This window comes from Virgibacillus profundi, from assembly GCF_002287375.1.
Classification (GTDB): domain Bacteria; phylum Bacillota; class Bacilli; order Bacillales; family Amphibacillaceae; genus Virgibacillus_K; species Virgibacillus_K profundi.
Genome location: NZ_NPOA01000004.1, coordinates 119,012 through 135,492, shown reverse-complemented (window position 1 = coordinate 135,492; position 16,481 = coordinate 119,012). Strand labels below are relative to the sequence as shown.

The following is a 16,481-nucleotide window of genomic DNA, read 5'->3' as shown; positions in this document are numbered from 1 at the left end:
GTAAATAAAGCCAGCGATATTTCAATCAATGTAAAAATACAACTATTTCATATCACAACCTCTCCTAACTTGTCTTATTATCAATACCATAAGTTAGCACTCTCATGTAGCTTAATTGCATCTTTTTAGCCGCATCACGTCTGTTCTCTTTATCTTTATACTGTATGTCCTTAGATAAGTCCAAACGTGTAGAATAGAATGCTATGTACTGTTGCTCAATTCTGTATTCCTGTAGATCAATAACTTTTCCCATCTTTTACATCCTCCTTTTATCATCATGTGACTGTTCTTAATAACGTACATTAAGTGTATCACATAATATGAAGGATGTCAATATATTATTAATTATCTTTTACTTTATACTCATAAGATACAATATCATCATCAAATCGAATCTTTGCACCTTTATAACTGTTCTCTAACATCTTTATAATATTAACCCTCTCTTTAAATCCATCGTAAGGAATAGCTCCTACTGTTGTTAACATATTAAGACTTCCTTTCTTTTGCTTGTTTTTCAAATATTAAACTCATATCTCTAACATTCAATGCATCCATTATAGAATATAGATATTTTAAATTTATACTCTTGTGTTTCTTGTGGATCATATTATATAACGTTGCGTATCTAATTCCAGTCACCTCATGTAGCCACTGTATACTAATTTTCTTTTCCTTTAGATATTCCTTTAGTTTTAAATTGATCATATTGTTAGTCTCCTTTTATGATTTCCTTATTTACAGTACATATAATATTTTTAAGTTTATCAGAAGAAGGATTGTAGTCCTTCTTAAACATTCTGCTTAGTTTTGTGCTGCTATACTTACTTATAAAATAACGATTTAATTGCCCGTATTCATATGCGTTGATTACACTAAGCTGAAATAGTCGTTCAGTCTTTTCCATTGCTAAATTGAGTTTGTAGCTATTGTTATTCTCCATACAACCCTCCGTGTGCCAGTGATATTATGAGCAACGTAAATATAAGATGCACATTACTCATAGCCATCTAATCGTTTTATTTAATATCAATAAATGTAATCTCATGTTCTCCTAAAACATTTTTCTCAACAGTTAATTCAGCTTTCTTGTAAATCTTCTGTCCCAATCCGTTAGCAATAGTCACATCATACAGGAAGCTATACCGATCTTTGAATTCTCCTTCCTCCCATAACTCTAAAGACATATCTGATTCCCTTATGATTTCATGATCTGAAAACAAGTCTTTATAATGTTTTTTAAATTCATCGTATGAATCAAAATCATTTTTTTCGCCATACTCTTGCAATATTTCATAATCCTCATAATTTAATGACATTATAACCTTCTCCTGCTCCATTTCAACTTCTTTTAAATAATCATAATCAAATACATCAATAAAGCCTTCTTCGCTACGACTTATGAAGTCTGATGTGTCTTCTCCATTCTTTACAGCATCCATATAGTCCTCGGCAAAGTTTTTTGCTACTCCTTTACTGCTAATGTTCATAAAAAGAAATGCTCCAATAGCTACTAATACAGTTCCCACAATACCCAATTTAAACCATTTTGATTTGACAATTTGTTTCAACTTTTCGTTTGACATGATATTCTCCCCTTTTCTTATTATGAATAATATTATACTACATTTGTGATCTTACAAACAATTGAAATTTTTGATGATTAGTTCCAATTGTTTGTTTATATATTATTAATATAATACTTTTAATTTATTAAATCATTTCAATTTATATCCCGGAACATGGTACATACTAGTTGGACTATTCTTTAACAATTCAAAACTTTTGCCAACACTTGTGTTTCCAATTGCATATCTTCCAATTTGAGGCTGCCACTTTTTGTAAACCTCAACTCCTGCATGGATGAATGGTTTATACTCTGGTAAGTACTTATCCTTAATTGCTCCACTAAAACGTTCTGTACCAAATTGAGAAGGTTTAAAATAGAAACGTGCATCCTTTACTATCCCTTTGTCATACAGGTTTTGTAAAGCTAATCCTGACACTTTGTGGTCATTGTGATCATCCAAATAACTCATAGCTTTAAATTTTGCGTTAGGATATTCTTTTTGAATTGCTAAAATTGTGCTCTCAACATCTGCTACTTGTAAACCACCATCTGGATAATTTTTTACATGAATATTTTCATCTGGCACACCTAAAATCATCATACTGTGCTTAAATTCTTTTAATCTTGCTTCACTGAATTCTTGCCTAGTTAATGGATTATCTAATTTTTTGTTTAATAATTCATACACTCTACTTGCAGCCCCATCTGTCATTAATACCACATGAACATTATCTCCATGCCATGTATGGTTTAATATGGCAACTCCATATGTTAACATCTCATCGTCTTGGTGTGGTACTATAAAAAATGTTGTTGGTTGTTCCTTTACCTCTGCGTCTGCTTTTACAATATCCGTTGCTCCAAAAAGTCCTATAAATACACTAGTTAAAAATACAATTGTTTTCATCAATAACATCACCCTTCATTTTTAAATATATCTCCTGTATTCTTTAATTTCTTTATGAGTGCTAGAAAAAGATTCTTTTAGCATGGATAGTGTGAGTTCTAAAACCTCGCTCATTACTATATCTGAATATAATATTGTTTCACCATCAACAGCCATAACTATATATTGATCCTGTCTATGTTGCCAGTGAATATAAATTTTTATCAATTGTTACAACTCCTTTTGCAACCTTAAATGACCTTTTTATACCTATACAACCCTTTTGTAATTTAAAAGTCATATTCGATAATCTGTATGGAATGAATATCTGAATAACCATGTTCATTATCTTTTAACGCTGCATGTAAAATTTTCTCTTTGTCTCTTATTACATCTTTATAAGTTAATACATGTGTAAGACCATTTTCATAGGTAAAGATAACTTTAAATGTTCCCATATTATAATTCACTCCTGTTATAGTTTTATCTTAATTGGCAGCCGTATTTCAGACTGCCAATTAATACTATTTTCTATTTTAATTCATTGATATTTTTTATATGAGTATTCATTTGTTCTAAGTTCGATAATGCTTTATATAAACGCCACTCATTGCCTTGCAACCCATCATCTGCTATAATACTACCATCAACAACCCTCTGCTCTACCTTATCTAAAATCCCTCTTAAAATACCTATTTCCTGCAATGCTTGACGTTTAGCATAATCTCTTTCGATTTTTAATGTCATAAGTAAATCCTTTTTATCCATTCAATATACTCTCCTTTTGTTTGCAATTCTATCATAAGTCATACTATAAAATTCCTGTTTCATACAGCTATTTCTTCGATTTCCTTAATTTCATCAATACTCTTCTCTACGCTACTGTCATCAAATAGATCAAACCCTAAGCAACCATTGATATTTTCAAATAGCGTTCCCTCATATTTTGTTCCGTCTGTGTCTGTAAATTCATAATCGCTGCCAACATTTAATTTAATCATTTTTACTACCTCCTATTTAATATTAATTGCTATTAACCTCTAAATAAGCTGCATGTGAATCAATTCCATTGATCTGATTGTAGTTATCCAATAACTCATCAATAAACGTTAAACATGGTTCTGGACTATATTCATGACTATTCATTTTGCCATTGTGTACTGATATATTGAAAAACTTAACAGCTTTCTCTGGATCATCAAACTTAGTATATATTGTATATATACGTGATGTTTCATATTCCAGTTTGATTGATAACTCACCAATTTTCTCACTGTCAATTATATAAGTGATCATTCTAGTATGAGGATTCTCGACCCTGCTCGCACCGTAAAATTCTAATATCTCAATGACTTCATTGTTAAAATCCTGCAATTGCTTTTTAGTTTGCTTTCTCATTGTATAACCTCCATATATTATGATATGTTATTTTCAATCCATGGTACTAATAATTCAAATCATCTTCTACAGCTTCCCAGTTTTTAAATTTAACTTCACGCTTATTAAGCATCTTTTCAAGTCGTTTAATATGCTTTAACATTTCCTTTTTATCCTGTTGGTGATCTGCAATTTCCTCTTTATACTCTTCTATATATTCTTCTTTGTCTGTTAGACTGTTTAAAACCTCTTCTAAGGCTTCTTTGAAGTCTCCTACTGAACGTGAGTCATCATAACAATGTGTCACCTCTAAACTACTATGATCCCCTAATATGTTTTCTACTATCTCAATATCTCTATCTAATATTGTTAGCATATCATTACCTCCTCATTGATTTCTTACTGTAAATTTATTGTATCATATCTATTGTACTATCGAAAGTATAATATTATTTATTTATTGTCATTATAGATCATCTCCTTGTATTGTTGTTTATTTATACCTATTATAAGGATACATGGTGAATATGCTCATATACCTTTATAGCAGGTATAAACCCTGCTCTATTCTAATTCATTAATATAATTCAACAATTCTTCTTCAAGTCCTGTTACTGCGTTATCAATATGCTTAACATGTTCTTTTCTGCGATTATCTGCATCACTTGCTACTTTTTCATCTATTTTTGATTTCATTCTATCCATCAAAGATTCTCTCTCCATTGTTGCGTAATGCACCATATCCCGATGTTGTAATTCTCCTCTTTCTTTAAAATTCTGATTATAGTATTCGCTTATTTCATTCATCATTTGATCCTCTTGATTGAGTATTAAATCTGCATAATAATTTGTTGCTGCATAAGTGACTGTACCTCCCAATAATAATCCTACCATTAATAAACCGACAACTTTCTTTTTCATTTTTAAACCTCTCCCTATCCCTTATATTATTTTAAATTGTATCATAAATTTTCAGATAAAACTGTGATTTTATTCGTACTCCACTGTACCAACTTTATTACCATTCAGATCCATTAATGTTTTAGGAAAATTGTAAGCATCTTCCAATTGATCTGCCATATCTTTTAATATTCTAGCTAATTCATTACCTACTCCAACTTCTTCAAACGCTGCATTTTCAGTTTTGATTTTAATTATTACTTTTTCCATTTGTAAAACCTCCATTTATTTATTGAATTATACTACTAACAATTCTTCTTTCAATTCTTCAATGTCCTCTTTATTGACGACAAAATCTTTTAATACACTTAGAAAGTTATCCATTCTTTTGTTATCTAATTCTGTGTATTGAATATCCACGCTATCTGTTATAATATGAAAAACAATCTTGTTTGCTTGATCTTCAATATCACATTTGAATAACATGTTACACTCATTGAGTGCTGTGCCGATTTCTTTTGCAGACTGTTTTCTACATTGATTGACTTTAAAAGTATCTACCATTTTGTAAAACCTCCATTTAATTTTAACTTAGCTACATTATACCATTTATAGGATAACATTGCAATAGTTATCCTATAATATATTATTAATTATTTATTACAATTAGATTGCTTGTTCTGTCATTGCCACGTTGATTAATTTTTCAACATAATTGAACACCACTTTAGAAGGATTGCCACCGTATGAATATTGATCTTTGCCTATTTCGTTCAAACTCTTTAAAGCCCATCCTCTAGTACGTAAAGGTAATTTGATACTGTATTTGTCACATAAATCAACAAAATCATAATTATCGATTTTATTTCCTGCTAACAACTCATTTAAAGATGTTTCTAACTCTCTATCACGTTCTTTCTGATGTTGCTTTTCTTTTTCTTCTCGTATTTGTTTTTGTTCTAATTTGTATCGTTCATTTTCTTTTCTTTTATTTTCTTTTACTTGATTAAATTCATCTTCTTTATTTAAATATTGTGCCATTCCCCAATTGATAGCTTTATTACCCGATAACTCTTTATTGAAATTGCTGATAAGCATTTCTAATATTTGGTTGCCATCATACTGTTTTATCATTTCAATTTGATCTAAATGACATACAGTGAATAGATGTTTGTCTACTTCCACCAATAATAATAAATGTCTTTTATACTGCTCCTGTTCTTCTTTATCATAATTATTTTCTAAATCGTTTAACTGATCCTTTAGCAAATATGTTTGAAAATCGTTGATTTTTTCATGTTCTATAACCTGTTTGTTTTTAATTCCACTGCTTGTTAACACTACCTTCTTAATCATAATAACTCACTCCTAATTTATTATTTATCTTTGTGTCTTTTAACTCTTAATTACATTGTACCATACAAAGTATATAAATGTCAATATAATATTAATTATTTATTAGATAATCAATATTATTCACTGGATCACTTTATCCGCTAATTTTAACTTTGTTTCTTTCTCGAATGTCGATAATACAATATCATTTGTTACATCCTCAATTGTTTTTATCTTTTTATGTCTGAACAATGAAATTTTGTAAAATATGAAAATGTATTCTCCAATGAGATTATATTTTCCACGTTTTGAAATAGTTAAAAAATTAGTATGCTTGCAACCGTGAAAAGAGAATGCCAGTAATACCCATTGTTGAGTAAATATTTTACCCCCCATAAAATTATTAGCTTTGATTTTTTGCTCCAGTAGTTCTTTTCCACCTAATAAACCTAATGTCTTTTGATCATACACTGTGTTGTACACTCTCCTATCTGTCTGACATTATACAATATAATCAAGTATGTTGCAATTTATTTTGCTGTACTGTTAACTCTGGTGTATGATCATTCATAATTAATTGTAGACTATATAATACTATATCCTCATGTATGACCTTATAAGCCATATGTCTATAGTATTCATTATCTTTTATACTGTTGCTATTAGTGTATTCCTTAAGCCATTCTAAACGCTCTGACTGTAATTGGTGGAACTGATTGTATATATTGGATAATTGAAAATGATTCTCTAAAAAATCGTTTAATGTGCAGCTTGTTTCATCTCTGTTGTTTATTGTATTCTGTAGACTTGTGTATAATGAAGTGTGTTTGATGTTCTTTAAATTGGTTTGTAGTAAAACATATTGTTCGTGGATGTCCTGTTTCCATTTGTTTAAATCCAATATGACAACCTCCTTTCTATGGTCTAATTCAAAATGGTAAATTATATGCTTTTACAAAATCGTCGTGATCATAATCTTTTAGTGAGTAACAATTGATGTTTAATTGTTCTATCTGCCCCAATGTGAGTTTTGTAAAATTGTTGCCCATGACTAAATAAATAAATCCGTTCCTAGCTTGATAAATATCAAAATAACCAACGACCCATCCATTATCTGTTTCATACTCAAATCTATTCATTGCGATTCTCCTTATATAATATTGTTTACTTAATGGTTAAGCTACTTAATAATAAATTTCCAATCTCCGTTTATAGTTTCCGGAAATTCTATAATATCATCTGTTCTACTTTCGATAATGTATTCTAAAAATCCATCACTATCGTTTTGCAGCTTTAAAAATTCACCAACTTCACCTTCAAATATTAATTCGTTGTCATTGTATGCTTGTATGTGTTCCATTTTTACACACTCCTTTATGGTATTGTTTAATTATACTCTTCCATGTACTTTGCATCTAACATATCTTTATGAGTATTTTCTAGTTCTTTGTCGTTCATACTAAGGTAAATACTCATATTGTTTAAACTGCCTTCTAAGTCCATTTCTAACTCTTTAAAGTCATCTAACATTTCTTCTCTTGTGAACTTCATTTTGTATTACCCCTTTTCAATGATTAAATTTAATTAGTATCTGACACCCAATTATCTTTGCACCAATTAGAACAAAAATGCTGCCCGTTTTCACTTTTAATTGGTATTGCATTTTCTTGTAATTTTCCCCCCACAATCTAAACATCTTTCCATGGTATTCATAAATTTAACCATCTTTGCTCACTCCCAATAATATATTTGTTTTATCTTAATTAAGCTTCTATTGACCTTCTATATATTTCAGTATTATTACCATCCTGTGTTACGTGACCACTGTCATATAGAACAAACTCAATAGTATTAATGTTGTACTCCTTTTTAAATTGTTCTATTAGCTTGTAAGCGTCTGGAAGTTCATTGTCCTGTTCTATTTCTAAAAAGTCATTCTCCTTATCATCTGCAACATAAATATTTACATAATCATCATTTGTAAACTGATCTACAATAATATATCTCATTTTCATCTTCTCCTTTTAATGTGAAATAATGGTTTTATCTATACTGCTAAAAGCCTATATTTTGAATTTTTATACCCTGTGAATCCATATTCGTCATTGCTAATTTCTTTTACTTTGAAGTCCTTTATTTGTTTATAAAGAATTTTAGCTGTTATCTTATCGCTACATTTGACTGAATGCCTACCATCTTTATCAATCCAATTTACATACATTATATTTTCTCCTCTCATAAAGCATTAATTTTATTATATTACAAGTATACTTCTGGTGTCACGTATCCTTCTGTAGCTTTTAGATATTCATATTTTGATATTTCCTTACATGAGATAAGATAATTTCTATCCATTAATTGAAAATGTCCATCCATAACATTAAAACCCTCCACCCACTTCTTGCCCTCCAATTGGTCTCTTTGACTATAATTGTAGCTATTCTCATATGCTACAAAATATAATAACTTTTCATTTTCTGGATTAAAAACCACTTCACTTTCTTTAAAATAACCCAATACTTTTATATGTTCCATACTACATTCTCCTTCATGAATTATTGATTTTATCGTGAATTATTAAAGTTTACCAAATTACACTTTTCTTAATTCAAAAATATAATTAGGATTATGCTTATTCATATAGTCAACGTCTTCCTGTAATTCGTCTTTTTGACTCTCATGGAATAGTGTCACAAAAATTTTTCTTTCTACAAAACAATCTTCTTTCAAATTATACATTCTGAAACGTTTTTCATTTTTTAACTTTCCATAAATAGCCAACATACATAGTCAACCCTTTCAAATTTTAATAAAATGTTGTTTTTACTGCACTGCAAAGTATTCCATTCTTTTTATATAGTTGTCTGTTTCTTTTATAGTATTAATTAAATAATGTCTATGCTTAATAGAAGTAACATTGTACAGATTATTTTTAATCTCTTTTATGGTTTCTTTATACCCGTTTACAATTTCCTTATTTTGTTTATTTTGTTCGATCTTATTCATTTTACATTCTCCCTTTCAAGATAAATTTATAGTTTTAATTAATCGTTTTCTTACAAGAAACACACTCAATATGCCCATATCCTTTAGTATTTCCATTATCTTTCAAGTCCGATATGTCTATTGCGCACTCGTTTACTTCTACATAGTCTAAAAAATCATCCTCATTACCGTTGAAAGTGTCGTTTATAAATCCCTTTACACACTCTAAACACTCTATATTACCCTCTAAGTTATACCCTATGATCATTTTAATTCCTCCTATTTGATCTTTTGCTTGCTTCTTAACTCTTAAATTAATTATACCATATACAGGATAGTATTACAAGTATAATATTATTTATTTATTGTTTTATTTATTCAACTCATCATACAAGTCTGATATCATTTGTTCACAAGCTTCCATATCCTCCAGTAAATCCTTCATATGATATGGCGCTCCATTTGTTCCATGCCCTGTATTGTCTAACCATAGGTAAGTCTCTTCTGATGTGTCAAAGTCATTATAAACTTGATAAATGCTTTCGATTAACTCTTCGACCTCTTCACCTTCTACTACTATACTAAAGTCTTGCCCTGCTGGACTGTACTTGCTCAATCTGTATTCGTTATCCCCTTCTTTGTCCACTGTCCACTCTAAACTTTCAACTTTGCTAATCAATTCTTTAATTTCTTTATTCATTTTAATATCTCCTTTTGTTATAGACTTTTTATAAATCTTCTTCATCATTCCATTCTTCAAAACAATGTTCATTACAAAATAATAATTTTCCTAATCCAGTTTTCTTTTTGATGGGATTCTTTTCATGCACTTCATGAGAATAGTATCCACAATTTACACAATATTCCTTTTTAGTTTGAAACATTTTGCGATTCTCCTTAATTATATTTTTTACAGCGATACTTTTAATACTTTAATTGTTCCTAGTGTATCATTGTATGATTTTAAACTGTTGAATTGCTTATAAACATTGTCACTTACTTCATTCTGAATATGATCTGTTAATGTTTCAAAATCATCATAAGACATTCTAATTGTGCTACCTTGCAATAATTTAAGAATGGTTTTATTGATTTCCATTTTTTACACTCTCCAATAAATTCAATTTTCGTTAAACATTAAATTCAAAATCAAAGTTGATCATATAACGCTCTGCTTTTTCTGTAATAAATTCATCATAATCCATATTCATTAATGCAGCTTCCTCTTGTAATTCCTCTTTGTCTTGCTCATCCTCTAAATCAATAATTGCATCCTGTACGATCCTTTCTTGTACTTCCTCATTCAAATCATTAAAGTTTAAGTAGTATTTCTCTTTCATTTTAAATCCTCCTAATTTATTTCTTGTATTACCTAACTCTTAAATCTATTGCACCATATATAGTTAGGTAATACAAGAATGATATTGTTTATTTATTAAAAGTTTATGCTGCGTTTAAATTGTTCATGAATGACTTTGTAAAATTTTCTGCTAGTTTTTCATCGAAAAATCGTACACCATCAATAAAGTAGTAAACTCGATTCTCAAAATACTTGGCTTTGTCTGGATTGTTTGTTTCAATAGCCCACTCCCAGAAACCTATATAACGTTTAAACTCTTTTTCAATTTCTTGATCTGATAAAATTTGTTCTCTTTCAAAATCTAATACTTTTGAGTCTGTTTCATAATTTTTAACTCCAAACGCTTTGCGGATAATGGCAATTTGTACCATCACACGTTCGCTTTGCTCCCTAGTATGTAAAGTTTGCGTATCTAATTCAATAACCTTTTCCATTAATTTTTTGTTGTTCATTTTAATTCCACCTTTTTATTTTTATAGTTTTGTTTGTTCTTCCTTAACTCTTAAATCAATTGTATCATGCATTGTATGTTAATGCAAGTATAATATTAATTATTTATTACTTTCTTTTAGTTACCATTTGAAGTTGCTTTTTCAACTTGTGTAAGCTTGCTTTTAACCTCTTTCATTCCTTGTATAGCTTCATTGTACTTATTAAGATTAAGCATGGATATAATTGTCTGTGCTTGTTCTGCTGCTTGTTTGCGTGTGTCTTGTTTCTCCTTGATCAATTGAAAACTACCATCTGCCGTATTCACAAGCCATTTATCACTCATTTTATAAACAAACAAATCTGTTTTGTAATTGTCTTTAGTGAGTACAGTAAAGATATAACCTTCTTTCACTTCTCTGTAGTATTCCTTTTTGTCAATGTATTTATGATCCAAATAGTGTGTTGTCTTTTTGAATTTCATTATAATAATCTCCTTTGATTATATTATTTTCTGCTATCAAATTACAATATAATATTATAACCTCATAGCAGGAAATAACCCTGCTTTGTTTCTTAACTCTTAATAATATTCTACCACATAAAGTATAATAATACAAGTATAATGTTATTTATTTATTAATTTATTTTACTGTTTTCTCCTGCCAAAATACTCTGGCCACTGGATCATTATGCACATCGAGAATATCTGCCCATGTATCATTTATTTCAGAATAATTACCTAGTTTGCCTATGCTCTCTTTATACTCTTGTATGATAGCTTTAAATGCTTCTGCTGCCTTCTCCTTATCTTTGAATAGGAATGATTCTACACCTTCCTCTGCATTGTCCTCAATGACTATATATAATTTATTGCTCATATTCAAACCTCCTAATTTTATTAATTTATTCTACGCTTTGCAAACACTCTTCTGTAGCTAATTTTAAACCTTGCTGCAATTTATCCGACTGTTTTACTTCTTCATATGTTAAACTTAATGCTCTTAATGTATCATTTATTTCATAAGTGTAGCCATATTCATGGTTGCCTAACTCATATTTAAACATATCTTTAATAAACCCTGTGCCTGTTGTATCGTTTTCTATAGCTTGATCATGTTCCCGTTCCATTCGTGCAAATAACTCTCTATATGCTTCTATATCAATTTTACGGATGAAACCTCCTGCACCAATACTAATCACTTTATCAGTATCATCTTTGGTTAATCCTAATTCTTGCATACTTTGATTAAATTGATCATCACTAAAAGCAAATTTCATGGGAAAACTGTTTACCTCTTTTTCGTGTGCTTGTTTTAATTGACTGTATAAATTCATTTTGTGAAACCTCCTGTTAATATTATTGTTGATTGATTATTGAATTGCAGCAGGCTAACATGTTCATTTGCTAACCTGCTATGTAACTATATTCAGTTTATCAGATCCGTTTTAAAGCGTTGAAATTCAGTCTCATTATTTATTACGCAAAACATATCCAAGTTCATAACTGTCATCATAAGATAGTCGTTAAATTGCTTTCTGGCCTTTCCTTTTACATCTTTGGGTAAATCTCTAATATCATTCATTACCCATCTCATCAAGTCCTCATATTCTTTCGTGCTTGTATTCATTATTTTCCCTCCTTAACTTCTATATACATTGTACCATTTAGAGTATATAGAAGTCAAGTATGTTATTGTTTATTTATTGATTTAAATACTCATTTAATTTGATTACATTTCCTTTTTGAGTGTTTACCAATTTAATGTTTAGTTTAGCTTCAATTAGCTTACAAAGTTTGGGATTACGTTTCTTATCGAAATAGTGTTTATTATATTCGTTTATGTTGGGAATACTTTTATTAATCAATTTATTCAATAAAGGAACAGTGAATGTTTTTACAAAACTTTCATTATAAAATTCTCCGTCTTGTTCGTATAGTTCAATAACTTCATTTTCTAATTCTTCATAGCCACCTAATGCCTTAGCTTCTTTAATCTCTTTTTCTTTTGCTGCTTTTTCTCTTTGACGCTCTCTATCGAATTGTTCTTTCCTAGCTTGCTCCTGTTGCTTATTGTGTTCCCTTCTTCTTTCAATATGATCTCTTTCTAATTGCTCCCTATTTAAATAGTCATTAATATATTCATTGTGCTTTTTGTTATCCTTTTTAATTATTTCTACACTATGAATGTTTTCCTCACCCCTAATTGCATAACCCTTGTTTCTCTTTCCTTTAGGTAAAAAGAACAAAGACTGATTGTGTAAACTGTAAACAATTCTACCCTCTTCATTAATTCTGGTTGTTCCAAGCATTCCATTTACACTAATTTCAGCTTTTACCATATGTCCTAAGATTTCTTCAATGTTAATAGTTGCTACTGTCATTTTAAATTCCTCCATGTATTGTATTTTTAATCTAATTCAAAATTTGTGATCTGGCAATTGTTTAATTGAAGTAAAATTGTCATTATCAATTAATGCCTTTAGTTCCTCAGTGATTGCAAACAAATCTGAAAATGTTCTGCCTTCGTAACTTCCTTTTCGTGCTACAACATGCTTTTCATTATTGTGATAAATTCGGATTCCACCTATAATATCTGTTGCTTCAATTGTAAATTTGTAGCCTTTGTAGAATGATTCCATTTGTTAACCCTCCTATTGATATTATCATGATCTGTGATACTGTTATAGTTTATAAATTAAGTATGGATCATTTGCGATGTCTTGCATGAATTGATTGTACTGTTCTTTAATTTCCTTTGTGTTTATTTTAGTATGATTATAAAAATCGTTATATGTTTCATGTTTATAATCCTTATGAAGCATATCCATCAATGCTGCAATGTCATTGTCCATTAATGCGTCATGTAAATTTTGATTGAATAAAGACTTGAAAGCGATAAATTCATTTGTATCTTGCTTCTTATACATGTTACAACCTCCTAAAGATATTCTTGTGATTGGTAATTATTAGTTTCTTTACTGTAAGTTCATTATACCATATATGGGATATATAAAGCAAGTATAATATTAATTATTTATAGGTTTTTTGTTATAGCAGGAAACCTATAAACTGCTGCTATACAGTTAAAATACTGGCTTGTAGGTGTTTATGATTGGAATAATATCCTGTCGCTTATAATGGCTTAATATCTCATCATATTGCCTATTATCGACTGAATGGTATTTACTTTTTGTTATTCTCATATTGCCAGTATGTTCTACAGTGTGTAATACTTCTTCTGGTAGTTCGTGCCATCCTTTATATACTAATAGTGTGGAATGAAAATAGTTATAATGTAACTTTCTTTTTCGTTCTGGTGTAAATGTTAATTTAATAGCGTTGTCATACTGTGCGTATTTTGTTGGGATACAATTATCAAAAGTAATTCTACTTGTAACTATACTTCCCCAATCTGATATATAGAATAGTGTAAGCTTTTCGCCTTGTTTAATATTAGCTTCCATAAATTGATCCTGTATGCCGTCTACTTCGATTAACAGTTTATACATGTTAGTTTTGAGTGACTCTATTTCTAATTGTTGTATGATACCTTTAGTTAGTTTAAATTGATACTGTTTTAATTTATCTTTTATGGTGTCCTTGTATTCTGTCCAGTGTTCAGTTTGCCATGTGTCAATTATATTTAATTCTGTTATTGTATCAGTAGAAATGCTTTCCAGTTCGTCAGCTTTTAATTTTAATTCTTGAAGTTCTTCACCTTCTAGTACTTGATCAAAAGTAAAATCTATTTGTATTGTTGCGTTATCAGTTAATCCAACATAACGTGCATAGTCATGTCCTTGTGCATCTATAACAAATTGTAATTTATCATTGTAGAATACTGCTACACCCGTTAAATTCCATTGTACGGTGTTTCTTTCCATTTTATCCATGTTGTGAAAGTCTGTCATTGAATTAATACGGTTATCCTCTGTATAGCTTCCTCCTGTCTCTTGTAAAAATTCAAAATTGTTTAGTAACATATTGGAATAATTTGTTAATGCTTCTTGATTGTCAAAATGCAGCTCTTTTGTAACCTTTACATTTTCAAGTGAATAATCACCTTTTTGTACTTCTTCTATATATTGATCCAAAGTATTGTTTTTATTTAAGTTTGCGAATTCTGCACCAATAATATAGTATTGTTTATCATCTTCTAATGATTTTACGTTAATACTATTGTTAATATGTTCAACTTGCTTCTGTGTTTCTTCTTGTTGCTTTTTATATTCAATATTGCGTAACTCTTGTTGTTTCATGTATTCTTGATACTCTTCTTCTTTTCTTGCTTCTTCTGCTTGCTCATATAATGCCTGTTGTTGATCAAATAATTCCATATTCTTTTTAACTTCTTCCGTGACTTCTGTTTGGTTGTAATCATAGTTAACACTTGTATTGAAGAAATAGAAATTATAGCTTGCAGGAATGTCTGTATATGGATCGCCTGCATTGTAGCAATGTTTATACGCATTAACTAAGTTGTTACAATAGTTTCTAATAGCTTTTAAATACTGGCTATCTTCATTATATGGTGATTGTTTAATGGTTACATTGATATGGTTGTAATCGCTTGTAACGCTTATTTTACATTGTGGAAAACGTTTTTTAAGATGTTGTCTTATTTCCTTTGCCATTTGTTTTGTTTCTTGATTGTTATTAACTTCTATATCTATCCATTGTGTAGCTTCCCATAGAGATAGTGTATTTTTGTTGGTTGTTTTCTTAATTGCTGCATTTTGTGTATCTGTTGTTGTAATATTACTATTTGTTAATGCGTTAGCTATTTTAAAAGTATCTTCATTTTGTTTCGCATACCAACATTTTTTACGACTTGAGAAGCGAAATTTACTTGATTTTAAAGTATTTCTAACCTCTGGATTAGGTATAGAGTCAAAATATAATTCGATTCCTTTTAATTCGTCATTGATTTTTAATTCTACGTTTAACATGTGATTGCCACCTTTTATAATATTTGTTGTTGCTTAACTGTTAATTACATTCTACCATATAGAGTATATAAATGTCAATACAATATTTATTATTTATTAGAATGTTTTTGTTTCAAATTTATTAATGATCTCTTTTAATACTGGAATGCCTCCATTTTTAGCAATAGTTTTATTAATCTTATAAAAGTCTAATATTAACTTGTTTGTGCTGGCATCAAACTGTCCTAGATAGGATAATAGCCTTTCCCTGTTGTTGGTATTGATTAAATCGTTATTGGCTCTCATGTCGCTTAAAATTGCTTTTACAAGTGTTATAAATTCTGATTTATTTTGCATTTTTATGATCCTCCAATGATATTTTGTTTATCAAATTATGAAACATTTTCCAGTTGATCATCAGTGATTAAAGTTAAATTGTAATCATGTTGTAATGATTGAATAACCTCTTTTTCAATGATTGCAGGATAATTTGTTATTTGTCCGAATGCGTGTAATGTAAGAGTATTATCTTTTATGTATACATGGATATTGATTGGCTTATTATTTGCTTTATGTGTGCCTTTAAATTCATAATGCTTATACATTTGTTTGCTCCTTTAGTTTGTTATTATTGTGTAGTTTACATTGTTTATTCTTTCCCTAAAAGATTGAATTGCTGCAATTAGAATACGTGTTTCAATCCTTTG

At 29.4% G+C, this 16,481-nt stretch carries 41 protein-coding genes; all 41 read right to left on the bottom strand.

Translation table 11 applies throughout. The annotated features are described in order from the left end of the window. Positions 1-64: 64 nt before the first annotated feature. The 41 genes from CIL05_RS07210 to CIL05_RS07035 all read right to left on the bottom strand — a co-directional run bounded on the left by CIL05_RS07210 (position 65) and on the right by CIL05_RS07035 (position 16,379). A complete protein-coding gene (locus CIL05_RS07210; RefSeq protein WP_095654848.1) occupies positions 65-253 on the bottom strand; it encodes a hypothetical protein in 189 nt (62 codons plus the stop codon). A gap of 88 nt (positions 254-341) precedes the next feature. Further along, entirely contained in the window at positions 342-488 is a 147-nt protein-coding gene (locus tag CIL05_RS22130; RefSeq protein ID WP_165769070.1) for a hypothetical protein, read from the bottom strand. A gap of 1 nt (position 489) precedes the next feature. Next, positions 490-708, bottom strand: coding sequence for a helix-turn-helix domain-containing protein (locus CIL05_RS22900; protein ID WP_095654847.1), 219 nt, complete (start codon positions 706-708; stop codon positions 490-492). Between the two features lie 311 nt (positions 709-1,019). Next, positions 1,020-1,586: a hypothetical protein gene (locus CIL05_RS07195; protein ID WP_095654845.1), complete on the bottom strand. Its 567-nt coding sequence runs from the start codon at positions 1,584-1,586 to the stop codon at positions 1,020-1,022. Between the two features lie 132 nt (positions 1,587-1,718). Then, positions 1,719-2,477: a PIG-L deacetylase family protein gene (locus CIL05_RS07190; protein WP_165769069.1), complete on the bottom strand. Its 759-nt coding sequence runs from the start codon at positions 2,475-2,477 to the stop codon at positions 1,719-1,721. A 21-nt stretch (positions 2,478-2,498) separates the two neighbouring features. Then, positions 2,499-2,684, bottom strand: coding sequence for a hypothetical protein (locus tag CIL05_RS07185; RefSeq protein ID WP_095654843.1), 186 nt, complete (start codon positions 2,682-2,684; stop codon positions 2,499-2,501). A 62-nt stretch (positions 2,685-2,746) separates the two neighbouring features. Continuing rightward, entirely contained in the window at positions 2,747-2,914 is a 168-nt protein-coding gene (locus tag CIL05_RS22125) for a hypothetical protein (protein ID WP_165769068.1), read from the bottom strand. Between the two features lie 73 nt (positions 2,915-2,987). Continuing rightward, positions 2,988-3,224 (bottom strand): hypothetical protein, encoded by a 237-nt coding sequence (locus tag CIL05_RS07180; protein ID WP_095654842.1) that lies wholly within the window; start codon positions 3,222-3,224, stop codon positions 2,988-2,990. Between the two features lie 59 nt (positions 3,225-3,283). After that, complete coding sequence (locus tag CIL05_RS22120) at positions 3,284-3,457, bottom strand: hypothetical protein (protein WP_165769067.1); 174 nt, start codon at positions 3,455-3,457, stop codon at positions 3,284-3,286. A gap of 22 nt (positions 3,458-3,479) precedes the next feature. Beyond that, positions 3,480-3,854, bottom strand: a complete 375-nt coding sequence (locus tag CIL05_RS07175; protein WP_095654841.1) for a hypothetical protein — start codon at positions 3,852-3,854, stop codon at positions 3,480-3,482. A 46-nt stretch (positions 3,855-3,900) separates the two neighbouring features. Continuing rightward, entirely contained in the window at positions 3,901-4,209 is a 309-nt protein-coding gene (locus tag CIL05_RS07170; protein ID WP_095654840.1) for a hypothetical protein, read from the bottom strand. Positions 4,210-4,397: 188 nt separating this feature from the next. Continuing rightward, a complete protein-coding gene (locus CIL05_RS07165; RefSeq protein WP_095654839.1) occupies positions 4,398-4,754 on the bottom strand; it encodes a hypothetical protein in 357 nt (118 codons plus the stop codon). 69 nt (positions 4,755-4,823) lie between these two features. Next, on the bottom strand, positions 4,824-5,003 hold the full coding sequence (locus tag CIL05_RS07160; protein WP_095654838.1) for a hypothetical protein: 180 nt from the start codon (positions 5,001-5,003) through the stop codon (positions 4,824-4,826). A gap of 27 nt (positions 5,004-5,030) precedes the next feature. Next, a complete protein-coding gene (locus tag CIL05_RS07155; protein WP_095654837.1) occupies positions 5,031-5,297 on the bottom strand; it encodes a hypothetical protein in 267 nt (88 codons plus the stop codon). Between the two features lie 102 nt (positions 5,298-5,399). Then, on the bottom strand, positions 5,400-6,089 hold the full coding sequence (locus CIL05_RS07150; RefSeq protein ID WP_095654836.1) for a hypothetical protein: 690 nt from the start codon (positions 6,087-6,089) through the stop codon (positions 5,400-5,402). Positions 6,090-6,209: 120 nt separating this feature from the next. Beyond that, on the bottom strand, positions 6,210-6,539 hold the full coding sequence (locus CIL05_RS07145) for a hypothetical protein (RefSeq protein WP_095654835.1): 330 nt from the start codon (positions 6,537-6,539) through the stop codon (positions 6,210-6,212). Between the two features lie 43 nt (positions 6,540-6,582). Then, a complete protein-coding gene (locus CIL05_RS07140) occupies positions 6,583-6,969 on the bottom strand; it encodes a hypothetical protein (RefSeq protein WP_095654834.1) in 387 nt (128 codons plus the stop codon). Positions 6,970-6,997: 28 nt separating this feature from the next. Continuing rightward, positions 6,998-7,207, bottom strand: a complete 210-nt coding sequence (locus tag CIL05_RS07135) for a hypothetical protein (RefSeq protein WP_095654833.1) — start codon at positions 7,205-7,207, stop codon at positions 6,998-7,000. Positions 7,208-7,248: 41 nt separating this feature from the next. Beyond that, a complete protein-coding gene (locus CIL05_RS07130; RefSeq protein WP_095654832.1) occupies positions 7,249-7,428 on the bottom strand; it encodes a hypothetical protein in 180 nt (59 codons plus the stop codon). 26 nt (positions 7,429-7,454) lie between these two features. Beyond that, positions 7,455-7,619, bottom strand: coding sequence for a hypothetical protein (locus tag CIL05_RS22115; RefSeq protein ID WP_165769066.1), 165 nt, complete (start codon positions 7,617-7,619; stop codon positions 7,455-7,457). Between the two features lie 212 nt (positions 7,620-7,831). Then, a complete protein-coding gene (locus CIL05_RS07125) occupies positions 7,832-8,077 on the bottom strand; it encodes a hypothetical protein (protein ID WP_095654831.1) in 246 nt (81 codons plus the stop codon). A gap of 38 nt (positions 8,078-8,115) precedes the next feature. Beyond that, entirely contained in the window at positions 8,116-8,289 is a 174-nt protein-coding gene (locus CIL05_RS22110; protein WP_165769065.1) for a hypothetical protein, read from the bottom strand. 38 nt (positions 8,290-8,327) lie between these two features. Next, entirely contained in the window at positions 8,328-8,603 is a 276-nt protein-coding gene (locus CIL05_RS07120; RefSeq protein WP_095654830.1) for a hypothetical protein, read from the bottom strand. A 57-nt stretch (positions 8,604-8,660) separates the two neighbouring features. Next, entirely contained in the window at positions 8,661-8,852 is a 192-nt protein-coding gene (locus CIL05_RS07115; protein WP_095654829.1) for a hypothetical protein, read from the bottom strand. A 39-nt stretch (positions 8,853-8,891) separates the two neighbouring features. Further along, the gene (locus CIL05_RS07110) at positions 8,892-9,074 is read right to left on the bottom strand and encodes a hypothetical protein (RefSeq protein ID WP_095654828.1); all 183 of its coding nucleotides are present in this window, start codon (positions 9,072-9,074) and stop codon (positions 8,892-8,894) included. 34 nt (positions 9,075-9,108) lie between these two features. Further along, positions 9,109-9,321 carry a hypothetical protein gene (locus CIL05_RS07105; protein WP_095654827.1) on the bottom strand — a complete coding sequence of 71 codons (213 nt, stop codon included), beginning with the start codon at positions 9,319-9,321 and terminating at the stop codon, positions 9,109-9,111. Between the two features lie 102 nt (positions 9,322-9,423). Beyond that, the gene (locus CIL05_RS07100; RefSeq protein ID WP_133065296.1) at positions 9,424-9,801 is read right to left on the bottom strand and encodes a hypothetical protein; all 378 of its coding nucleotides are present in this window, start codon (positions 9,799-9,801) and stop codon (positions 9,424-9,426) included. Then, entirely contained in the window at positions 9,782-9,937 is a 156-nt protein-coding gene (locus CIL05_RS22105; protein WP_165769063.1) for a hypothetical protein, read from the bottom strand. The genes CIL05_RS07100 and CIL05_RS22105 overlap by 20 nt, the downstream gene beginning before the upstream one ends. 26 nt (positions 9,938-9,963) lie before the next feature. Continuing rightward, the gene (locus CIL05_RS22100) at positions 9,964-10,101 is read right to left on the bottom strand and encodes a hypothetical protein (RefSeq protein WP_165769062.1); all 138 of its coding nucleotides are present in this window, start codon (positions 10,099-10,101) and stop codon (positions 9,964-9,966) included. An 82-nt stretch (positions 10,102-10,183) separates the two neighbouring features. Further along, a complete protein-coding gene (locus CIL05_RS07090; RefSeq protein ID WP_095654824.1) occupies positions 10,184-10,393 on the bottom strand; it encodes a hypothetical protein in 210 nt (69 codons plus the stop codon). Positions 10,394-10,496: 103 nt separating this feature from the next. After that, positions 10,497-10,865 (bottom strand): hypothetical protein, encoded by a 369-nt coding sequence (locus tag CIL05_RS07085; RefSeq protein WP_095654823.1) that lies wholly within the window; start codon positions 10,863-10,865, stop codon positions 10,497-10,499. Between the two features lie 116 nt (positions 10,866-10,981). After that, positions 10,982-11,326, bottom strand: coding sequence for a hypothetical protein (locus CIL05_RS07080; RefSeq protein ID WP_095654822.1), 345 nt, complete (start codon positions 11,324-11,326; stop codon positions 10,982-10,984). A gap of 160 nt (positions 11,327-11,486) precedes the next feature. Further along, positions 11,487-11,723 (bottom strand): hypothetical protein, encoded by a 237-nt coding sequence (locus tag CIL05_RS07075; RefSeq protein WP_095654821.1) that lies wholly within the window; start codon positions 11,721-11,723, stop codon positions 11,487-11,489. A gap of 25 nt (positions 11,724-11,748) precedes the next feature. Beyond that, positions 11,749-12,180, bottom strand: a complete 432-nt coding sequence (locus tag CIL05_RS07070; protein ID WP_095654820.1) for a DUF7659 family protein — start codon at positions 12,178-12,180, stop codon at positions 11,749-11,751. 92 nt (positions 12,181-12,272) lie between these two features. Continuing rightward, entirely contained in the window at positions 12,273-12,473 is a 201-nt protein-coding gene (locus CIL05_RS07065) for a hypothetical protein (RefSeq protein ID WP_095654819.1), read from the bottom strand. 73 nt (positions 12,474-12,546) lie between these two features. Then, complete coding sequence (locus CIL05_RS07060; protein ID WP_095654818.1) at positions 12,547-13,227, bottom strand: hypothetical protein; 681 nt, start codon at positions 13,225-13,227, stop codon at positions 12,547-12,549. Between the two features lie 36 nt (positions 13,228-13,263). After that, positions 13,264-13,485 (bottom strand): hypothetical protein, encoded by a 222-nt coding sequence (locus CIL05_RS07055; protein WP_095654817.1) that lies wholly within the window; start codon positions 13,483-13,485, stop codon positions 13,264-13,266. Positions 13,486-13,527: 42 nt separating this feature from the next. Then, complete coding sequence (locus tag CIL05_RS07050) at positions 13,528-13,773, bottom strand: hypothetical protein (RefSeq protein ID WP_095654816.1); 246 nt, start codon at positions 13,771-13,773, stop codon at positions 13,528-13,530. Between the two features lie 156 nt (positions 13,774-13,929). Then, on the bottom strand, positions 13,930-15,795 hold the full coding sequence (locus CIL05_RS07045) for an LPD29 domain-containing protein (protein WP_095654815.1): 1,866 nt from the start codon (positions 15,793-15,795) through the stop codon (positions 13,930-13,932). Positions 15,796-15,891: 96 nt separating this feature from the next. After that, complete coding sequence (locus tag CIL05_RS07040) at positions 15,892-16,131, bottom strand: hypothetical protein (protein ID WP_095654814.1); 240 nt, start codon at positions 16,129-16,131, stop codon at positions 15,892-15,894. A gap of 35 nt (positions 16,132-16,166) precedes the next feature. Next, complete coding sequence (locus CIL05_RS07035) at positions 16,167-16,379, bottom strand: hypothetical protein (RefSeq protein ID WP_095654813.1); 213 nt, start codon at positions 16,377-16,379, stop codon at positions 16,167-16,169. Positions 16,380-16,481: the final 102 nt, after the last annotated feature.

What these genes read in the sequence shown, in the direction of transcription:
- CIL05_RS07080 (WP_095654822.1), bottom strand. Translation starts at nt 11,326, where the DNA reads ATGAAATTCAAAAAGACAACACACTATTTGGATCATAAATACATTGAC.
- CIL05_RS07070 (WP_095654820.1), bottom strand. Translation starts at nt 12,180, where the DNA reads ATGAATTTATACAGTCAATTAAAACAAGCACACGAAAAAGAGGTAAAC.
- CIL05_RS22100 (WP_165769062.1), bottom strand. Translation starts at nt 10,101, where the DNA reads ATGTCTTATGATGATTTTGAAACATTAACAGATCATATTCAGAATGAA.
- CIL05_RS22900 (WP_095654847.1), bottom strand. Translation starts at nt 708, where the DNA reads ATGATCAATTTAAAACTAAAGGAATATCTAAAGGAAAAGAAAATTAGT.
- CIL05_RS07125 (WP_095654831.1), bottom strand. Translation starts at nt 8,077, where the DNA reads ATGAGATATATTATTGTAGATCAGTTTACAAATGATGATTATGTAAAT.
- CIL05_RS07055 (WP_095654817.1), bottom strand. Translation starts at nt 13,485, where the DNA reads ATGGAATCATTCTACAAAGGCTACAAATTTACAATTGAAGCAACAGAT.
- CIL05_RS07120 (WP_095654830.1), bottom strand. Translation starts at nt 8,603, where the DNA reads ATGGAACATATAAAAGTATTGGGTTATTTTAAAGAAAGTGAAGTGGTT.
- CIL05_RS07180 (WP_095654842.1), bottom strand. Translation starts at nt 3,224, where the DNA reads ATGGATAAAAAGGATTTACTTATGACATTAAAAATCGAAAGAGATTAT.
- CIL05_RS07035 (WP_095654813.1), bottom strand. Translation starts at nt 16,379, where the DNA reads ATGTATAAGCATTATGAATTTAAAGGCACACATAAAGCAAATAATAAG.
- CIL05_RS22115 (WP_165769066.1), bottom strand. Translation starts at nt 7,619, where the DNA reads ATGAAGTTCACAAGAGAAGAAATGTTAGATGACTTTAAAGAGTTAGAA.
- CIL05_RS22120 (WP_165769067.1), bottom strand. Translation starts at nt 3,457, where the DNA reads ATGATTAAATTAAATGTTGGCAGCGATTATGAATTTACAGACACAGAC.
- CIL05_RS07040 (WP_095654814.1), bottom strand. Translation starts at nt 16,131, where the DNA reads ATGCAAAATAAATCAGAATTTATAACACTTGTAAAAGCAATTTTAAGC.
- CIL05_RS07045 (WP_095654815.1), bottom strand. Translation starts at nt 15,795, where the DNA reads ATGTTAAACGTAGAATTAAAAATCAATGACGAATTAAAAGGAATCGAA.
- CIL05_RS07085 (WP_095654823.1), bottom strand. Translation starts at nt 10,865, where the DNA reads ATGAACAACAAAAAATTAATGGAAAAGGTTATTGAATTAGATACGCAA.
- CIL05_RS07110 (WP_095654828.1), bottom strand. Translation starts at nt 9,074, where the DNA reads ATGAATAAGATCGAACAAAATAAACAAAATAAGGAAATTGTAAACGGG.
- CIL05_RS22130 (WP_165769070.1), bottom strand. Translation starts at nt 488, where the DNA reads ATGTTAACAACAGTAGGAGCTATTCCTTACGATGGATTTAAAGAGAGG.
- CIL05_RS07050 (WP_095654816.1), bottom strand. Translation starts at nt 13,773, where the DNA reads ATGTATAAGAAGCAAGATACAAATGAATTTATCGCTTTCAAGTCTTTA.
- CIL05_RS07075 (WP_095654821.1), bottom strand. Translation starts at nt 11,723, where the DNA reads ATGAGCAATAAATTATATATAGTCATTGAGGACAATGCAGAGGAAGGT.
- CIL05_RS07160 (WP_095654838.1), bottom strand. Translation starts at nt 5,003, where the DNA reads ATGGAAAAAGTAATAATTAAAATCAAAACTGAAAATGCAGCGTTTGAA.
- CIL05_RS07065 (WP_095654819.1), bottom strand. Translation starts at nt 12,473, where the DNA reads ATGAATACAAGCACGAAAGAATATGAGGACTTGATGAGATGGGTAATG.
- CIL05_RS07090 (WP_095654824.1), bottom strand. Translation starts at nt 10,393, where the DNA reads ATGAAAGAGAAATACTACTTAAACTTTAATGATTTGAATGAGGAAGTA.
- CIL05_RS07150 (WP_095654836.1), bottom strand. Translation starts at nt 6,089, where the DNA reads ATGATTAAGAAGGTAGTGTTAACAAGCAGTGGAATTAAAAACAAACAG.
- CIL05_RS07115 (WP_095654829.1), bottom strand. Translation starts at nt 8,852, where the DNA reads ATGTTGGCTATTTATGGAAAGTTAAAAAATGAAAAACGTTTCAGAATG.
- CIL05_RS07210 (WP_095654848.1), bottom strand. Translation starts at nt 253, where the DNA reads ATGGGAAAAGTTATTGATCTACAGGAATACAGAATTGAGCAACAGTAC.
- CIL05_RS07190 (WP_165769069.1), bottom strand. Translation starts at nt 2,477, where the DNA reads ATGAAAACAATTGTATTTTTAACTAGTGTATTTATAGGACTTTTTGGA.
- CIL05_RS07130 (WP_095654832.1), bottom strand. Translation starts at nt 7,428, where the DNA reads ATGGAACACATACAAGCATACAATGACAACGAATTAATATTTGAAGGT.
- CIL05_RS22110 (WP_165769065.1), bottom strand. Translation starts at nt 8,289, where the DNA reads ATGTATGTAAATTGGATTGATAAAGATGGTAGGCATTCAGTCAAATGT.
- CIL05_RS07155 (WP_095654837.1), bottom strand. Translation starts at nt 5,297, where the DNA reads ATGGTAGATACTTTTAAAGTCAATCAATGTAGAAAACAGTCTGCAAAA.
- CIL05_RS07100 (WP_133065296.1), bottom strand. Translation starts at nt 9,801, where the DNA reads ATGATGAAGAAGATTTATAAAAAGTCTATAACAAAAGGAGATATTAAA.
- CIL05_RS07195 (WP_095654845.1), bottom strand. Translation starts at nt 1,586, where the DNA reads ATGTCAAACGAAAAGTTGAAACAAATTGTCAAATCAAAATGGTTTAAA.
- CIL05_RS07135 (WP_095654833.1), bottom strand. Translation starts at nt 7,207, where the DNA reads ATGAATAGATTTGAGTATGAAACAGATAATGGATGGGTCGTTGGTTAT.
- CIL05_RS22105 (WP_165769063.1), bottom strand. Translation starts at nt 9,937, where the DNA reads ATGTTTCAAACTAAAAAGGAATATTGTGTAAATTGTGGATACTATTCT.
- CIL05_RS07060 (WP_095654818.1), bottom strand. Translation starts at nt 13,227, where the DNA reads ATGACAGTAGCAACTATTAACATTGAAGAAATCTTAGGACATATGGTA.
- CIL05_RS07105 (WP_095654827.1), bottom strand. Translation starts at nt 9,321, where the DNA reads ATGATCATAGGGTATAACTTAGAGGGTAATATAGAGTGTTTAGAGTGT.
- CIL05_RS07170 (WP_095654840.1), bottom strand. Translation starts at nt 4,209, where the DNA reads ATGCTAACAATATTAGATAGAGATATTGAGATAGTAGAAAACATATTA.
- CIL05_RS07175 (WP_095654841.1), bottom strand. Translation starts at nt 3,854, where the DNA reads ATGAGAAAGCAAACTAAAAAGCAATTGCAGGATTTTAACAATGAAGTC.
- CIL05_RS07165 (WP_095654839.1), bottom strand. Translation starts at nt 4,754, where the DNA reads ATGAAAAAGAAAGTTGTCGGTTTATTAATGGTAGGATTATTATTGGGA.
- CIL05_RS22125 (WP_165769068.1), bottom strand. Translation starts at nt 2,914, where the DNA reads ATGGGAACATTTAAAGTTATCTTTACCTATGAAAATGGTCTTACACAT.